Consider the following 14,802-nt stretch of genomic DNA (forward strand, 5'->3'; position numbering starts at 1 on the left):
GCTCGGAAATTAAGCTGACTTAATGTCCAACCACCCTCACGGGGGTGAGAATGATTGGAACCAAATAAAATATTTGGCACTGACATTCATCGACACACTATTGAGTTCTCAAAGAACACACGCACAAGCCATCGATCCGAGTTGATCGGATGTCCAGCGAGGCAACTTTTCCAGCCTAGCGGCCCTACCCAGAAGAGTCAAGGCCCAAACCTAGTGTTGGAGTGTTCATGTCCGGCGCCTTCGTCCAACCTCGTTTCCGCTTCCGAATCCAGCCTCTGATCTGGGCGTTTCGGTCCCGGTCGGTGTCCGTGTCGCTCTGACCTGGAATAAGTTACGCGGCGGATAACGCAAGGTCAAATCCGCTGGTCACCAATACGTTTGCGCTGGTCAGCGCGTTACGAACTGGGCGGTTGGACGACCCGGGCCACCCCTTTGTGACCCAGGTCATTTCGATCTTGTTTCGGAATCAGTTGCGCTGCAGGTCAGTTGGCTGCGCGGCGGACACCGGCGAAGTTCTTCTTGCCGCGACGCAGGACCAGCCAGCTGCCGTGCAGGAAGTCGGACTCCGCGGGAGTCCACTCCAGATCGGACACCTTCACGTTGTTCACCGATGCGCCACCCTCATTGACCGCGCGGCGCGCGGCGCCCTTGCTCTCGCAGAGTCCGGACTCGACCAGCAGGTCGACGATGGTCGAGGCGGTGGTCGCCTCGGCGACCTTGCCGTCGACCGCGGCCTCGGTCAGCGCCGACGCCAGGGTGGACTCGTTCAACTCACGGAGTTCACCGCGGCCGAACAGGGCCTGGCTGGCCAGCTGCACCGAGCGGGTGTGCTCCTCACCGTGCACGAGGGTCGTCATCTCGGCGGCCAGGCGCTTCTGGGCTTCGCGAGCGAACGGGCGCTCGGCCGTGGCCTCCTCCAGCTCGTCGAGTTCCTCGCGGGACAGGAAGGTGAACCAGCGCAGGTAGCGGACCACGTCGGCGTCGGCCGTGTTCACGAAGTACTGGTACCAGGCGTAGGGGCTGGTCATCTCGGGGTCGAGCCAGAGGCTGCCGCCGCCGGTGGACTTGCCGAACTTCTTGCCGTCGGCCGAGGTCACCAGGGGAACGGTGAGGGCGTGCACGTGCTCGCCGTCGACGCGGCGGTTGAGTTCGACGCCCGCGATGATGTTGCCCCACTGGTCCGAGCCGCCGACCTGCAGCGTGCAGCCGTATTCGCGGCGCAGCTGCAGGTAGTCGTTGGCCTGCAGCAGCATGTAGCTGAACTCGGTGTAGGACATGCCGTCCGATTCCAGCCGGCGCTTGACGGTGTCGCGGGCCAGCATGACGTTGACCGAGAAGTGCTTGCCGATGTCGCGCAGGAACGAGACCGTGCTGAGCGGTCCGGTCCAGTCCATGTTGTTGGCGATGATCGCCGCGTTCGGGCCGCCGTCGAGGTCGACGAAGCGCTCCAGCTGGGAGCGGATGCGCCCGGCCCATTCGGCGACCGTGTCGGTGGAGTTCATGGTCCGCTCACCCACATCGCGAGGGTCGCCGATGAGACCCGTTGCGCCACCGGCCAGCACGATCGGACGGTGGCCCGCACGCTGGAAGCGCTTGAGCGCGAGCAGGGGAACCAGGTGTCCGGCGTGCAGGCTGGCCGCGGTCGGATCGAACCCGGCATACAGAGTGATCGGGCCCTTCGCCGCGGCCGCGCGCAGCGCGTCCAGGTCGGTGGACTGCGCGATCAGTCCGCGCCAGGTCAGTTCATCGATGATGTCGCCAGTCACGCCTATACATCTTTCCGCACGCGTATATCGAGGTTGCAGAGGGTGGAAGCGTCCGAGCGGATCGGCACAAGCCCTGGCCGATCCGCTCGTCAGCGACACGAACCGCCGCAAACGCCCCCGAGCCCGCCGCCGATTCTGATCGGCGACGGGCTGGGGGTCGAGCGATTATCGGAGCTCACTTCACCAGGTTGGTGAAGGTGGAGAAGGACTCGCGGCGCTCGTAGGCGATCCAGGCGAAGACTCCGACCAGGATGAGGGGGAAGACCGCCAGGCCGGCACCGCCGATGACGAAGACCTGGGTGGCGGCGGCGCAGACCATGGTGATGGACAGACCCGCGGCGGCCGGACCGGTCAGGCGACGAACCATCAGGCCGATGCCACCGGAGACCTCGACCAGGCCGGTGAAGTACATGAACCACTCGCCCCAGCCGATCTGGTGGAAGATCCGCACCGCATCGGCTTGCCCCATGAACTTGGGCAGGCCCGAGGCGAAGACGAAGAAGAGGCCGAGCACGATCTGCAGGGTCCACAGCACGCGATTGCGGGCCTTGCCCGGGGTGGCGGTGGTGGTGGCGACGGTCTGGGTGGCGGCGATGGTGGTCATGTCCAATGTCCTTCCGGGGCTTGTCGGTTCGGTTTCGAACCGCGCTTGCCCGTATGGACGGGGGCCGTCGCGGAAACTCATCGCCGGGCCGGAAGAAATTTTCGGCTAGCCCTCGAAGGCGGCTTTCAGCGAGGTCAGGTGGACGCGGCTGGCGGTGGTGGCGGCTTCGGGGTTGCGAGCGCGGATGGCGGTGTAGAGGTGTTCGTGGGCGTCGTGGTCGGTGGTGGGGTTCTGCATGGGGCGGATGCGGAGCATGTCGATCATGGCGTGGCGGGAGCGGGGGACGAAGGCGTTGAAGAGTTCGAGGAGGATGTCGTTGTGGGCGGCGGCGACGATGGTGCGGTGGAAGGCGGTGTCGGCGTCGACCAAGTGCTCGACGGAATCCCCCGCCTCGGCGCGGGCGGCCAGGGCGCGCAGCATGTTTCGCAGGTCGGCGGGGGTGCGGCGGTGGGCGGCGAGGGCCGCGGCCTCGGCTTCGATGGCGATGCGGGCCTCCAGGACGGTGACGATGTCGCTGCGGCGCAGGACGGCGTCCCAGTCTTCGGCGACGTCCAGGGCGGTGACGAAAACGCCCGCGCCCTGGCGGCTTTCGAGGACGCGCTTGCCGGCGAGTTCGCGGATGGCCTCGCGCAGGGTGGAGCGGCCGACGCCGAGCTGGGCGGCGAGGGTGGTTTCACCCGGTAGGCGGTGGCCCAGTTCCCATTCCCCCGCGCGGATCCGGGACAGCAGGACCTCGGCGGCCTGGGCGGCGAGCGGATGCCTCTGTACCTGCGCCACTTTTTCTCGACCTCTCTACTTGTCTGAGGAGTGAACTCCCTCTAGTCTAGTCCACATGCTTACGGGTGCCCTGCTTCTCCTTCGCCGCCGCGGCGGGGTCTGACCAGACCGGCACCCCGCTAGCGGGCTCGCTGTGCTGCGCCGGTCACCTTCTTCCGACGCGAAAGCGATTACGCCGTGAGCACTTCCCCGACCTGGAATCGTCAGCAGCCCTCCGTCATGCCGTCGCATCGGTATCGCGATGTGTACCAGCGTGTTTCGGTGCCGCTGACCGAACGTGAATGGCCGTCCAACCGGATCACCTCCGCACCGCTGTGGGTGCCGGTGGATCTGCGCGACGGCAATCAGGCCCTGGCCGAGCCGATGGATCCCGAACGCAAGCGGCGGTTCTTCGAAATGCTGGTGGCCATGGGCTACAAGGAGATCGAGGTCGGCTATCCCAGCGCCTCGCAGACCGACTTCGACTTCGTGCGGCTGATCGGGACGGCCTGGCTGGCTCCCGCCGATGTCACCATCGTCGTCTTCACCCCCGCGCGCCGGGATCTGATCGCGCGGACCGTGGAATCGATTCGCGGCATTCCCAATGACGTGGTCATCCACATGTACACCGCCACCGCACCGGCCTGGCGGAACGTGGTGCTGGGCCGGACACGTGACGAATTGGCCGAGCTGATCACCGCCGGCGGGCGCGACGTGCTGGAACTGGCCGGGGACATGCCGAACGTGCGGTTCCAGTTCTCGCCCGAGGTCTTCATGCTGACCGAGCCGGACTATGTGCTGGACATCTGCGATCGCATGACCACGCTGTGGAACGCCACCCCCGACCGGCCCGTCGTCCTGAACCTGCCCGCGACCGTCGAGGTGGCGACGCCGAACGTGTACGCCGACCAGATCGAGTACATGCACCGGAATCTGGCGCGGCGCGACAGCGTGATCCTGTCGGTGCATCCGCACAATGACCGTGGCACCGGCGTCGCGTGCGCGGAGTTGGCGGTGCTGGCCGGGGCGCAGCGGGTCGAGGGCTGCGTGTTCGGCAACGGCGAGCGCACCGGCAATGTGGATCTGGCGACGCTGGCCTTGAATCTGCATGCGCAGGGCGTGGATCCGATGATCGACTTCTCCGATATCGACGAGGTGCGGCGCACGGTCGAGTACTGCACGCGGCTGCCGATCCACGACCGGCACCCCTACGCGGGCGATCTGGTCTACACCGCCTACTCCGGCACGCATCAGGACGCGATCAAGAAGGGCTTCGCCGAGCATCGGGAGCGCGCGGCGCGCCTGGGCCAGCCGGAGCGTGAAATCCCTTGGGAGGTGCCGTATCTGCCCATCGACCCGGCCGATGTCGGCCGCTCCTACGATGCCGTCATCCGGGTGAACTCCCAGTCCGGCAAGGGCGGCATCGCCTATCTGCTGCAGACGGAGTACGGGCTGGACCTGCCCCGCCGCCTGCAGATCGATTTCGCCCGGCAGGTGCAGCGGCACACCGACGACACGGGGACCGAGGTCTCGGCGCAGACGTTGTGGGAGTTGTTCACCGCCGCCTATGCCGCCGATCCGGCGACCGTGAGCCCGCCCCGTGATCCGCGAATCGCCGCCGCGACAACGGTCGACGAGGTGATCGATGCGCTGGCCGACCGCGGATGCCGGGTGGAGGTGCTGGCGGTCACCACCCAGAACGTGGACCGGACGGCCGGGGCCGCGGCCTATGTGGAGTACCGCGGCGCCGACGGGGTGACCTGGGCCTTCGGCGAGGGCGACACCGCTTCCCGCGCAACGATTGCCGCCATCCTGGTCGCGGCGACGCGAGAGCGGGCCGCGGTATCCGTGTAGGTCAGCCGGCGCTTCCGTGCGATGGCTACGAGACGACGCCGCCTGCCGCACTGCCGGTTTCGGGGCCGAGGCGGCGTTCGAGTTCGGCGACTCGGGCTTCCAGGGCCGAGATGCGGTGGTAGAGGTCGGATTCCGAGGGTGGTGCGGCGTCCTCGCCCGGGGCGTTGCCGAGTTCGATGACGCGTTTGCGGATGGCCGAGGGTTCGGCGCCGAGGCTGATGAGGATCTGCGGTGCGATGCCCTCGCCCTCCGCGACCAGCGCCAGCAGGATGTGTTCGGGTGCGATGTAGTTGTGCCGCAGGCGCATTGCCTCGCGTAACGACATCTCCAGGACCTTCTTGGAGCGCGGCGTGAAGGGGATGTGGCCGGTGGGTGGTCGTTTCTCGTGTTCACCGACCGCCTGCCGGATGCGTTCGCGCACGCTGGAGGCATCGAGGCCCAGGTCGCCGAGGGCGCGGGCGGCCACCGCGTCGTCGCCGACGAAGACGCCGAGCAGCAGGTGTTCGGTGCCGATCCAATCGTGGCCGAGCAGGCGGGCTTCCTCCTGCGCCAGAACGATGGCGCGGCGGGCGGTATCGGTGAACCGTTCGAACATGGGCTTCCACCTCGAGGCGAGCTGTCGATTCGTCCACCGTAGTCCCCCGGGTCGGACTGGGTGCCCGGTCAGGCGGAACGATCGAGTTTCGGCGCGCGCGGGCTGCGGCGATACGCGGAGACGGCGGCCGAATCCGGGAGCCACAGCCGCCACGGCAGGTCGGCGGCCAGGCTGACGCCGACCCGGGGACCGCTGGAAATCGCGGCGACATCGGTGATTTCGGGACCGAGTTCGAGACGGATGGCCGCAGCCGGATCGAAGAGCCGAGTTCCGTAGTCGTCCAGCCCGATTGCGAGGGCGCTGCCGACATTGCCGGGGCCGCGCGCGAGATCGGCGTCGGTCTTGGCCGCCGGGCGGCGGGCACGGACGGTGTCGAGCCCCTCGATGATCTCCCCAGCCCGGATCAGCACCGCGCTGGCGATCCCGTCCGGTCCGCTGGTGACGTTCACGCAGGTGTGCATGCCGTAACTGAAATAGACGTACAGCACGCCCGGCGGACCGAACATCACGCTGTTGCGAGGGGTAGGCCCGCGGTGCGAGTGCGCCGCCGGGTCCGGCCACGGCCCGCCCGGATCGCCGCCGTACGCCTCGACCTCGACGATCCGCATCCCCACCGAGCCCGACCGCAGGGTCCCACCCAGCAGTCGCCGCGCGGCCCGCAACGGCTCGACGGCAAGTTCTTCGGCACCCACGCCGAGTCATTGTTCCGGAACGCCCGGCGGCACAGGCAGCCGGGCATCCGATCAGGCTAGAGCCATTCGGCGACGCCACCGTGGTGTGAGCAGGTGCCGCTGCGGTGCTTGCTGAAGCTGTATTCACCGTCCTTGCAGCGGGCGGTCGCCCCGTTGGGAGCGGCGGGAGCCGATTCCGGACGCGGTACGCACGCACCGTCCACGTTCTCGTATTCGCTTGCGGCGCAAGCGGCGTGGAGAACGGGAACGGCGGCGGCGGGTCCGGCGAGCGCGGTGCTCGCACCGAGGAAGGCCGCGGCGGCCCAGGGCAGGATATGTCGCGCCACGCGGCGCGTTGTATGGCCGATCACTACGAAATCCCTTGCAGAAAACGATGGTGAAACGGAGAGCGGACGCCCCCCGACGAGCGCCGAATAGTAGTGGACCATTCGCGGCGCGAGGCCGGGTTCTTCAGTCGATGACCGATTCGGGGGCTGATGCGGGGACCGATTCGATCGGGCTCCGCGATTGCAGTCCGGCGACCTTGTCCGGATTGACCTGGAAGCGAATGTTTTCGATGTACCCGTTGCGAATGTCGTAGGTGAACGCGCCGATCCGGTAGTCGCCGATGACGGCGAGCAGGCTGAGTTCGCCGTTGACATAGGCGGATTCGAGCCGCACCTCGGCGCTGACGGGCTTGGCCAGCACGCCCAGCAGCCAGCGGGCCACGTGGTCGGGGCCGTGCAGCGGGCGGCGGGCCGCGGTGACCTTGCCGCCGCCGTCGTTCCACAGGGTGACGTCGGGGGCCAGCAATTCCATGAGCGCGTTGACATCTCCGCCCTGGGCGGCGGCCAGGAACTTCTCGGTGATCTCCGAGCGGGTCGAGAGATCGGTGTCGAAACGCGGCCGCCGCGAATGCACGTGGTTCTTCGCGCGGTGGGAGATCTGACGGACGGTCGCCTCGGGTTTGTCCAGGAAACCGGCGATTTCGGCGTGCGAATACCCGAAGACCTCGCGTAGCACGAAGACCGCGCGTTCGACGGGGCTCAGGGTTTCGAGGACGACCAGCATGGCGGTGGATACGGTATCGGCCATCTCGGTCTCCTCTCCGGCGTCGGATGGGGTGGTGAGCAGGGGTTCGGGCAGCCAGGGCCCGACGTAGGTCTCGCGGGTGGCGCGCGCCGAGGTGAGTCGGTTGAGCGCCAGGTTGGTGACGGTCCGGACCAGGTAGGCCTTGGGGTGGGTGACCGAATCCCGGTCCACCTCATGCCATTTGATCCAGGCGTCCTGCAGGACGTCTTCCGCGTCGGTGACGGTGCCGAGCATCTGGTAGGCGGTGCCGAACAGGAGTCGGCGGTGCTCGACGAACGGATCTATGGAAGCGTCCTGCATGGCGTCATACCTACCTGATACGAGGGTGAGTGTCGCATAGTCAGGCGGTCGCGCGGGTCGCGCGGCCACCGGTCGACAGCTGGGCCTGCATGGTCATGTGCTTGCTCAGCTTGAAGGTGGGGACCGGGCTGCCGCTCACCATGGCCTTGTACGCGCAGGCCGCCTTTCCCTTCAGGTACCAGCGGTTCGGGGTGTCGTCGGCATTGGTGAACTGGATGACGGCGTCGCGGCGGCCCAGGCTGACCGGCTGGTGGAAATAGCCGATCCGGAAGGGCTTCACCGTCTTTCCGCGCAGTTGCTTCGCCAGCGCATCCGCGGCGTACGCGGCGCTGGCCATCCCGGTCTGGCAGGTGCCGTGGACCTGCCCCCACGCCATGTGGATCGCGGCGGCGTCGCCGATGGCGCGGATCTCGGGGTGGGTGACCGAGCGCAGGGTCGGGTCGGTGACGATGAGTCCGCGCTCGTCCACGCCGATTCCGGCCTGCGCGGCCAGCGGCGCGACCTTCACTCCGGTGGTCCACAGGGTCAGATCCGAGGCGACGATTTCGCCGGTGTCCAGGCGCACCGCGTCGGGCAGCACCTTGGTGACCTTGACGCCGACCTTGCGGACGATGCGCAGCCGGTCGAGGGCGCGCTCGAGGTGGGCGCGGGCCTTGTCGCCCATCATGTGTCCGGGCTGCTCGGCGCTGATCAGGGTGACGGTCAGGTCCGGGTGCTCTTCGGCGATCTCGGTGGCGGCCTCGATGCCGGTCAGGCCGCCGCCGACCACGGCGACAGTGCCCGCGGCCGTGGCGATCTCGGTGAGCCGCCGCGAGAAGCGACGGGCCTGGCGGGGATCGTTGAGGGTCCAGGCGTGCTGGTCGGCCCCGGGGACGCGGGTGGTGTCGGTGGCGCTGCCGAGCGCGTAGATCAGGTTGTCGTAGGCCAGTTCGGTGGCATCGTCGAGGGTGACCGTGCGGGCCTCGGTGTCGATGGCGACGGCGGCGGCCCGGTGGAAGACGATGCCCGAGCCGTCGAGGATGGCGGGGATGCGGTAGTCGGCCAGTTCCTGTCCGGCGGCGATCTGGTGCATGCGCAGCCGCTCGGTGAAGCGCTCCGAGGGGTTCACCAAGGTGATCTTCACGTCCATTGTGCGGGTGCGGTGGGCGAGCCGGATCGCGGCCAACATGCCGGTGTAGCCCGCTCCGAGGACGACGATCCGCTGGGTGGTGGTGTTGGCGTTCATCTTTGGCTCCGAAGGGTGGTTCCTGCTGGGTCGGGCATGAGACAGGACAGCCCCGCGGAACGTGACAACTCGTCATTGTGAACTGGGTCACAGCGGAACATTCGAGCCCGGCTAGCGGTTGGCATCACCGTGGCCGGGCCCCCGGCCTGCGCAAACAGCGTCGGAGTGAGGTGTGATGGCCGTACAGGTCGAGATCTGGACCGATATCAACTGCCCGTTCTGCTATCTGGGCAAGCGGCGATTCGAGGAGGCGTTGGCGGAGTTCCCGCATCGCGACGACGTCACGGTGGTGCACAAGTCCTTCGAGCTGGACCCGACGCTGCCGCACGGGCACAGCGACGCGGTGGTGCCGCACATCGCGGAGAAGTACGGGATCAGCGAGGCGCAGGCCGCGGCCAATGAGCGCGGGATCGGGGCGCAGGCCGAGGCGATGGGGCTGACCTATCTGACCGAGGGCCGCGACTTCGGCAACAGCTTCGACATGCACCGGCTGCTGCACTTCGCACTCGAGCAGGGCCGCCAGGAGCAGTTGCTGGATGCGTTGTACGCGGCCAACTTCGCGGACGAGCGGGCGCTCTTCGGCGATACGGACCGGTTGGTGCAGGTGGCGGTGTCGGCCGGATTCGACGAGACGGCCGTGCGCGCGGTGCTCGACGATCCGAACGCCTACGCCGACGCGGTGCGCGCCGACGAGGCCGAGGCCGCGCGGCTCGGCGCGCGCGGCGTGCCGTTCTTCGTGCTCGACCGCAAGTACGGAGTGTCGGGCGCGCAACCGCCGGAGGTGTTCGCGCAGGCCCTGTCGCAGGCGTGGAGCGATCATGCGCCGCAGCTGGATATCGTCGCGGACGGCGACACCTGCGGGCCGGACGGATGCGAACTGCCCCAGCGGAACTGACCAACCGCCCCGGGCGCTACGACCTCCGACGACGACGAACCAGTAGACGCCCGGCCGGTGACGCCTCGGGAATCACGTACGAGCTGTCCTCACCGGTCCGGATGGAGATCACGTCGTCGGCGATGACGAAGCCGTACGCGACCACGATCAGCACCACCAGCTGTCCCCATGCCACCCAGACGATTCCGACGGGGGTGGTGGCGAACACGCAGACCGCGGCGATGAGCCGCCACCACGGGCGGGGCAGGCCCAGCACCAGCCGGAACGTGCACTGGCCCAGCAGAAACAGGGCCACACCGCCCGAAAGCGCCAGGGCCGCGGCCGTGCTCGCGGGCCGGTTGCCGTGCGCGATGGTCATGGCGATACCGGCCGCGGTCAGAATGATGCCCAGCAGCACCACGAACAGCGAATACCCGTAGGCCAGCACGGCGGGCCGGGGTCGCAGCGCCGCGGGAATGGCGGCCAGCGCCTGTTCGCCACGTTCGTCGTCGAAGCCGAAGTAGGCCCACCACAGCACGTATCCGAGCGTGAGGCCCAGGGCGACGCTGGCGATCAGGCCGACGGTGAGGTCCTGACCGCCCAGATTCGCGCCGATCGCCACCACGGATTCACCCAGCGCGATGATGACGACCAGGCCGTGGCGTTCACAGAAATGGCTGGGGCGCACCGTGAATCCCTCGATGCGGTGCAGGTAGGGGGTGATGATCTGCACCACGATCGCGAGCCCCCACAGGATGGACCGCGCCGAGCCGTGGGCGATGCCACCGGCCAGCACCAGCCCCGCGGACAGGGTGTTCAGCGGTCCGAGCCGCAGCATGGCCGAGCTGGCCCCGGCACCGCCCGCTTTCGCGAACATGAGGGTGTGCACGGCGCTCACCACGATGTAGCCGATGCCGAAGACCAGTCCGGTGCCGTGGAAGGCGTCCGGAATCGCGATGGCGATCACGAAGAACCCGAACATGCCCACCAGCAGGAACGTTCGCCGCGAGGAGCTGTTCGGCGCGACCTCGTTGGTGAGGAAGACGTACCCGCTGTACATCCACCAGATGATGGCGAACATCAACGCCACCTCCCCCACCTCCCGCCAGCCCGGGTGATGGGTGAACACGTGGGTCAGCTGCGTGATGGTGAAGACGAACACGAGGTCGAAGAACAGTTCCAGGGTCGAGGCCCGGACCTGTCCGCCCTCCGCCTCGAGCTCCACCGCCGACCCGGACATATCGCTGCTCACGCGCAAAGCGTAGAGCCACCGACTGTCGGCCGGACCACCCGCCGCGCGGATCTCCCACCCCGTGCCCGTTCGGACTTCGGCCGAGGGCCGCCGTCCGACCACCCGCTGTGGCGGAGCGATTCCGAAACCGCCGAGATCCGGCCCCTACCGAGTCGGCGACGCGACCGCGACCCGGCCGCGTGCGAGTGCCCGCGGTGACAAATCTGTGACGGGTGGCGCGGAAATGGCTTGGACCAGGTGGTTCGGGCCGGTCGCGGCCTAGGGTGGGTTGATGCGGGTTCTCGTGGCTGATGATGACGCGGTCGTTCGTGAAGTGGTGCGGCGGTACCTGGAGCGGGATGGGCTCGAGGTGGTGGAGGCGGCGGACGGGCCTTCGACGGCCGCGCTGCTGGAGAAGAACGAGATCGATCTGGCGGTGCTGGATGTGATGATGCCGGCGCCGGACGGGATCGAGTTGACGCGGGCGGTGCGGGCGGGGGCGCATCCGGAGACGCCGATCATCCTGTTGACGGCGCTCGGCGAGGAGGACGATCGGGTGATCGGATTGCAGGCCGGGGCCGATGACTACGTGACCAAGCCGTTCAGTCCGCGGGAGCTGGCGTTGCGGGTGGCGTCGGTGCTGCGGCGGGCACATCCGCAGCCGGTGGTCGAGGAAGTGCTACGTGGGGACGGGGTGGAGTTGAACCGTGCGGCGCGGACCGTGCTGGCCGGCGGAATGCCGGTCGAACTGACCGCGCGGGAATTCGATCTACTCGCATTCCTGCTGGCGAATCCGCACCGCGTGTTCAGCCGCCAGGAGCTGCTGGCCGAGGTGTGGGGCTGGAATTTCGGCGATCTGTCGACGGTGACCGTGCATGTGAAGCGGTTGCGCGCCAAGCTGGGTGCCGCGCATCGGATCGAGACGGTGTGGGGACGCGGTTACGCCTGGGACCGCGCGGACGCTGCGGAGGAGGTGGCCGGTGCCGACTGATACGCCCGGACTGATCGGGTACGCGCTGGCGAGCACGCTGCCGGTGGTGGTGGTCGGCGCGCTACTGCTGCGGTACACCCGCAATCGCGCGATCACCACGAGTCTGGCCGTGCTGGTGCTGATTCCGACGCTGGCCACCCTGTGCGGGGTGGTAGCGGTCAGCGGTCTGATGTTCGGGGCCGAATTCCGGCGCACGGCGGTCGTGCTGGCGGTGGTGACCGCCGTGACCGTGCCCGCGGCCATCCTGCTCGGCCGCGCCCAGGCGCGAACCATGGTGTGGGAGCGCGAGATGCTCGAGCAGGAGCGCGCCGCCGAGCAGTCGCGCCGCGAGCTGGTGGCGTGGGTCAGCCACGATCTGCGCACCCCGCTGGCGGGCATTCGCGCCATGGGCGAGGCGCTGGTCGACGGCGTGGTGGCGCAACCGGACGAGGTGCAGCGGTACGCGGAACAGATTGTGCGCGAGACGAATCGGCTCTCCTCGATGGTGGACGATCTGTTCGAGATGTCGAAGATCAACTCGGGGGCGCTGCGGCTGGAACTGGAACCGGTGGATCTGCGCGAGCTCGTCGACGAGGTGGCGGCCGCCAATCAGCCCACCGCCGACCGGGCCCGGATCACCTTGAGCGCGACCTTGCCCGAGGACAAGATCCTGGTGGCGGGCAGCGACCGGGCCCTGGGCCGGGTGCTGACCAATCTGGTCGCCAATGCCATCGCCCACACCCCGCCGGGCGGGCGCATCGACATCTCCGCGGGCGCGACGGACGGCCAGGCCTGGACCCGGGTCGACGACACCGGGCCCGGCATCTCCGAAGCCGACCTGCCCCGCATCTTCGAGGTCGCCTACCGCGGCAGCGCCGCCCGCTCCCCCGGGGCGAACGAACTCGGCAGCAGCAGCGGCATGGGGCTGGCCATCGCGGCGGGTCTGGTGGCCGCGCATCACGGCGACATCACCGCCCGGAACCGTTCCGAGGGAGCGCGTTTCGAGGTTCGGCTGCCGCTGCTGGAGACTTCCGGCCGGGGGTGAGCAGCAGGTAGGCGGCCACCCCGGCCCAGACCAGGACCACCGAGATCAGCAGGCCCACGGTGTAATTCCGGTTCAGGATGGTGTCGTTGCCGGGCACGGCCCCTTCACGGCCGAGGACCGGCAGCGCGACGATGATCAGGGCGAGACTGGTGAACGCGCCGACCGTGTAGGCCGGCCACCAGCGTGCCGGAAGCACCCGGTGACCGAGGAAGCCCACCAGGGCGGCCACCGGTCCGAAGACCAGGTTCTCGACCAGGATCACGCCGATGAACCACATGGCCACCGACTTCAGATCGGCGGTGCTCATCTTCAGCAGCAGTTCGACACCGTAGACGGCCAGGCCGATTCCCAACGCGCCCAGCAGGATCCGAATCGCGGTCATGACAGTTCCTCGATCGACTTCAGCCATTTGGTCTGCAGCACGCCCGGGCGGTTCGGCGCGATCAGGCGGCACGGGTAGCCGTGGTCGAGGGCCAGGTCCTCGCCGCCCAGGCGCAGCGCGATGAGCGTGGAGGCATCCACCACGTGTGTGTGCGGCAGCACCGAGGAGCCGTAGATGCCGGTCGTCTCCAGCGAGACGAAACGCACGTCCCCGCCGCCGTATTCGCCCACCTGGGCGAGCAGGTCGCGCAGGCGGACGCCGGACCAGTGGCCGGTGGCGCTCCAGCCCTCGACACAGGCGATGGGCAGGACACTGTCGTACTGCGGCAGTGCTTCCAGGTCGGCGCGGGAGAAACTTCGTTCCCGGCCACCGACTTTCACCGACAGAGCGTAGTGCGGCGAGCGGGCGGTCTCGGTGACCGCCGCGGCCGCCGCCGTCCGGTTGATCGGAACACCTTGCGGCCCTTGCCCACTGCGCGGAGCGAGCAGGGAGACCCAGCGCAGGAAGGGAGCGGACTGCCCCGCCACCGCCAACCCCGCGACGACCGCGCCGAGCCCGGCCGCCGCGAGCACCGCACGACGCGAGACCCCGGCCCGAGGGGCTTCCTCCGGCTCGCTGACTGGCCGCGAAAGCGCCTGCCGCACAACCGGAAGCTTCACCGCGAGGTGCACGACGACCGCACCGAACGCCACATACGCCATGGCGTGGTGCGTGGTCGTGAAGAAGAACTTCCACGGATAGAACTGCGCCGTATTGAACAACCCGGTCACGATCTGGAACAGCACCGCGCCGAGAAGCACCGCCACCGATGCCCGCTCCAACGCCTCCGGAAGCGCCCGCCGCACCGACGGTTTCGCGAAGAACCGCGGATACACCGACCACAGCTTCACCAGCAGCAGCGGGATCATCATGACACCCACGGTCACGTGGACACCCTGCGTGACCCGATACAGCCACACCGGATGCGCGGGCCACCAGAACCAGTCCGGCGGATGCTGAATCAGATGGCTGATCAGCCCGGTCACGAACAGGATGGTGATCCCGACCCCGAGCGCGATGCCGGTCCGCGCGGCAACGGCGGTCGAGCGCGCCGGCGACAGTCGGCCGGAAAGCACCGGCGGGAGCAGCAGGACTGGACGAACGTCTCCGGGCAGCTCGGCGGACGGCTCTTCCGCCGCTGCGGCCACGGTCCCGCCCACCACTCCGGCCGCCGGCTTCCGCGACGCGCCGACTGACGTATCGCCCGTCATTCCTGGGTGATCTTGGCCGGAATCCACTGAGGCAGTCTGGAACCCGGCCGAGCTCGGGCGGAAGTGACGAGAGGCGCTCCGCCCCGCGAGGGGCTCGGCGATTCCCAGCGAGTCGTCGGCGGCTCCGTTCGAGGCGGCGGCATCCACCGGGAATGTCGCCGCTCCCGCAGGGCCTTTGGCGGCTCCC

At 68.4% G+C, this 14,802-nt stretch carries 15 protein-coding genes; 4 read left to right on the top strand and 11 right to left on the bottom strand.

Annotated features, from left to right (window positions below):
* Positions 1-482: 482 nt before the first annotated feature.
* From tyrS to GPX89_RS38275, 3 genes are all read right to left on the bottom strand, one after another.
* Positions 483-1,766 carry a tyrosine--tRNA ligase gene (gene tyrS / locus GPX89_RS38265; protein ID WP_328602782.1) on the bottom strand — a complete coding sequence of 428 codons (1,284 nt, stop codon included), beginning with the start codon at positions 1,764-1,766 and terminating at the stop codon, positions 483-485.
* Between the two features lie 175 nt (positions 1,767-1,941).
* Positions 1,942-2,370: a DoxX family protein gene (locus GPX89_RS38270; RefSeq protein WP_157392670.1), complete on the bottom strand. Its 429-nt coding sequence runs from the start codon at positions 2,368-2,370 to the stop codon at positions 1,942-1,944.
* Between the two features lie 105 nt (positions 2,371-2,475).
* Complete coding sequence (locus tag GPX89_RS38275; RefSeq protein WP_328602783.1) at positions 2,476-3,147, bottom strand: FadR/GntR family transcriptional regulator; 672 nt, start codon at positions 3,145-3,147, stop codon at positions 2,476-2,478.
* A 219-nt stretch (positions 3,148-3,366) separates the two neighbouring features.
* Here GPX89_RS38275 and GPX89_RS38280 point away from each other — a divergent pair, with 219 nt between their 5' ends.
* Positions 3,367-4,980 (top strand): 2-isopropylmalate synthase, encoded by a 1,614-nt coding sequence (locus GPX89_RS38280; RefSeq protein ID WP_157392853.1) that lies wholly within the window; start codon positions 3,367-3,369, stop codon positions 4,978-4,980.
* Positions 4,981-5,005: 25 nt separating this feature from the next.
* Here the strand turns inward: GPX89_RS38280 and GPX89_RS38285 are convergent, their stop codons facing one another.
* The 5 genes from GPX89_RS38285 to GPX89_RS38305 all read right to left on the bottom strand — a co-directional run bounded on the left by GPX89_RS38285 (position 5,006) and on the right by GPX89_RS38305 (position 8,863).
* Positions 5,006-5,575, bottom strand: coding sequence for a Clp protease N-terminal domain-containing protein (locus tag GPX89_RS38285; RefSeq protein WP_157392671.1), 570 nt, complete (start codon positions 5,573-5,575; stop codon positions 5,006-5,008).
* A 68-nt stretch (positions 5,576-5,643) separates the two neighbouring features.
* Entirely contained in the window at positions 5,644-6,267 is a 624-nt protein-coding gene (locus GPX89_RS38290) for a DNA-3-methyladenine glycosylase (protein ID WP_328602784.1), read from the bottom strand.
* Between the two features lie 56 nt (positions 6,268-6,323).
* On the bottom strand, positions 6,324-6,593 hold the full coding sequence (locus GPX89_RS38295) for a DUF3761 domain-containing protein (RefSeq protein WP_328602785.1): 270 nt from the start codon (positions 6,591-6,593) through the stop codon (positions 6,324-6,326).
* Between the two features lie 124 nt (positions 6,594-6,717).
* The gene (locus tag GPX89_RS38300; protein WP_157392673.1) at positions 6,718-7,638 is read right to left on the bottom strand and encodes an RNA polymerase sigma-70 factor; all 921 of its coding nucleotides are present in this window, start codon (positions 7,636-7,638) and stop codon (positions 6,718-6,720) included.
* 40 nt (positions 7,639-7,678) lie between these two features.
* Entirely contained in the window at positions 7,679-8,863 is a 1,185-nt protein-coding gene (locus GPX89_RS38305; protein ID WP_157392674.1) for an NAD(P)/FAD-dependent oxidoreductase, read from the bottom strand.
* A 175-nt stretch (positions 8,864-9,038) separates the two neighbouring features.
* Between GPX89_RS38305 and GPX89_RS38310 the strand changes: the two genes are divergently transcribed.
* Positions 9,039-9,758 (top strand): DsbA family oxidoreductase, encoded by a 720-nt coding sequence (locus tag GPX89_RS38310; RefSeq protein ID WP_157392675.1) that lies wholly within the window; start codon positions 9,039-9,041, stop codon positions 9,756-9,758.
* A 16-nt stretch (positions 9,759-9,774) separates the two neighbouring features.
* Here GPX89_RS38310 and GPX89_RS38315 read toward each other — a convergent pair whose 3' ends face one another.
* The gene (locus GPX89_RS38315) at positions 9,775-10,989 is read right to left on the bottom strand and encodes a low temperature requirement protein A (protein ID WP_328602786.1); all 1,215 of its coding nucleotides are present in this window, start codon (positions 10,987-10,989) and stop codon (positions 9,775-9,777) included.
* A gap of 271 nt (positions 10,990-11,260) precedes the next feature.
* Here GPX89_RS38315 and GPX89_RS38320 point away from each other — a divergent pair, with 271 nt between their 5' ends.
* Both GPX89_RS38320 and GPX89_RS38325 read left to right on the top strand, forming a co-directional pair.
* Positions 11,261-11,959: a response regulator transcription factor gene (locus GPX89_RS38320; protein ID WP_157392676.1), complete on the top strand. Its 699-nt coding sequence runs from the start codon at positions 11,261-11,263 to the stop codon at positions 11,957-11,959.
* The gene (locus GPX89_RS38325; RefSeq protein ID WP_328602787.1) at positions 11,949-12,983 is read left to right on the top strand and encodes a sensor histidine kinase; all 1,035 of its coding nucleotides are present in this window, start codon (positions 11,949-11,951) and stop codon (positions 12,981-12,983) included. Before GPX89_RS38320 ends, GPX89_RS38325 begins: the two co-directional genes overlap by 11 nt.
* Here GPX89_RS38325 and GPX89_RS38330 read toward each other — a convergent pair.
* The gene (locus GPX89_RS38330) at positions 12,907-13,365 is read right to left on the bottom strand and encodes a hypothetical protein (protein WP_157392677.1); all 459 of its coding nucleotides are present in this window, start codon (positions 13,363-13,365) and stop codon (positions 12,907-12,909) included. The genes GPX89_RS38325 and GPX89_RS38330 overlap by 77 nt on opposite strands.
* Entirely contained in the window at positions 13,362-14,480 is a 1,119-nt protein-coding gene (locus tag GPX89_RS38335; RefSeq protein WP_328602839.1) for a molybdopterin-dependent oxidoreductase, read from the bottom strand. Before GPX89_RS38335 ends, GPX89_RS38330 begins: the two co-directional genes overlap by 4 nt.
* Between the last annotated feature and the right edge of the window lie 322 nt (positions 14,481-14,802).

Source organism: Nocardia terrae, assembly GCF_009760405.1.
In the GTDB taxonomy this organism is placed as follows: domain Bacteria; phylum Actinomycetota; class Actinomycetes; order Mycobacteriales; family Mycobacteriaceae; genus Nocardia; species Nocardia terrae.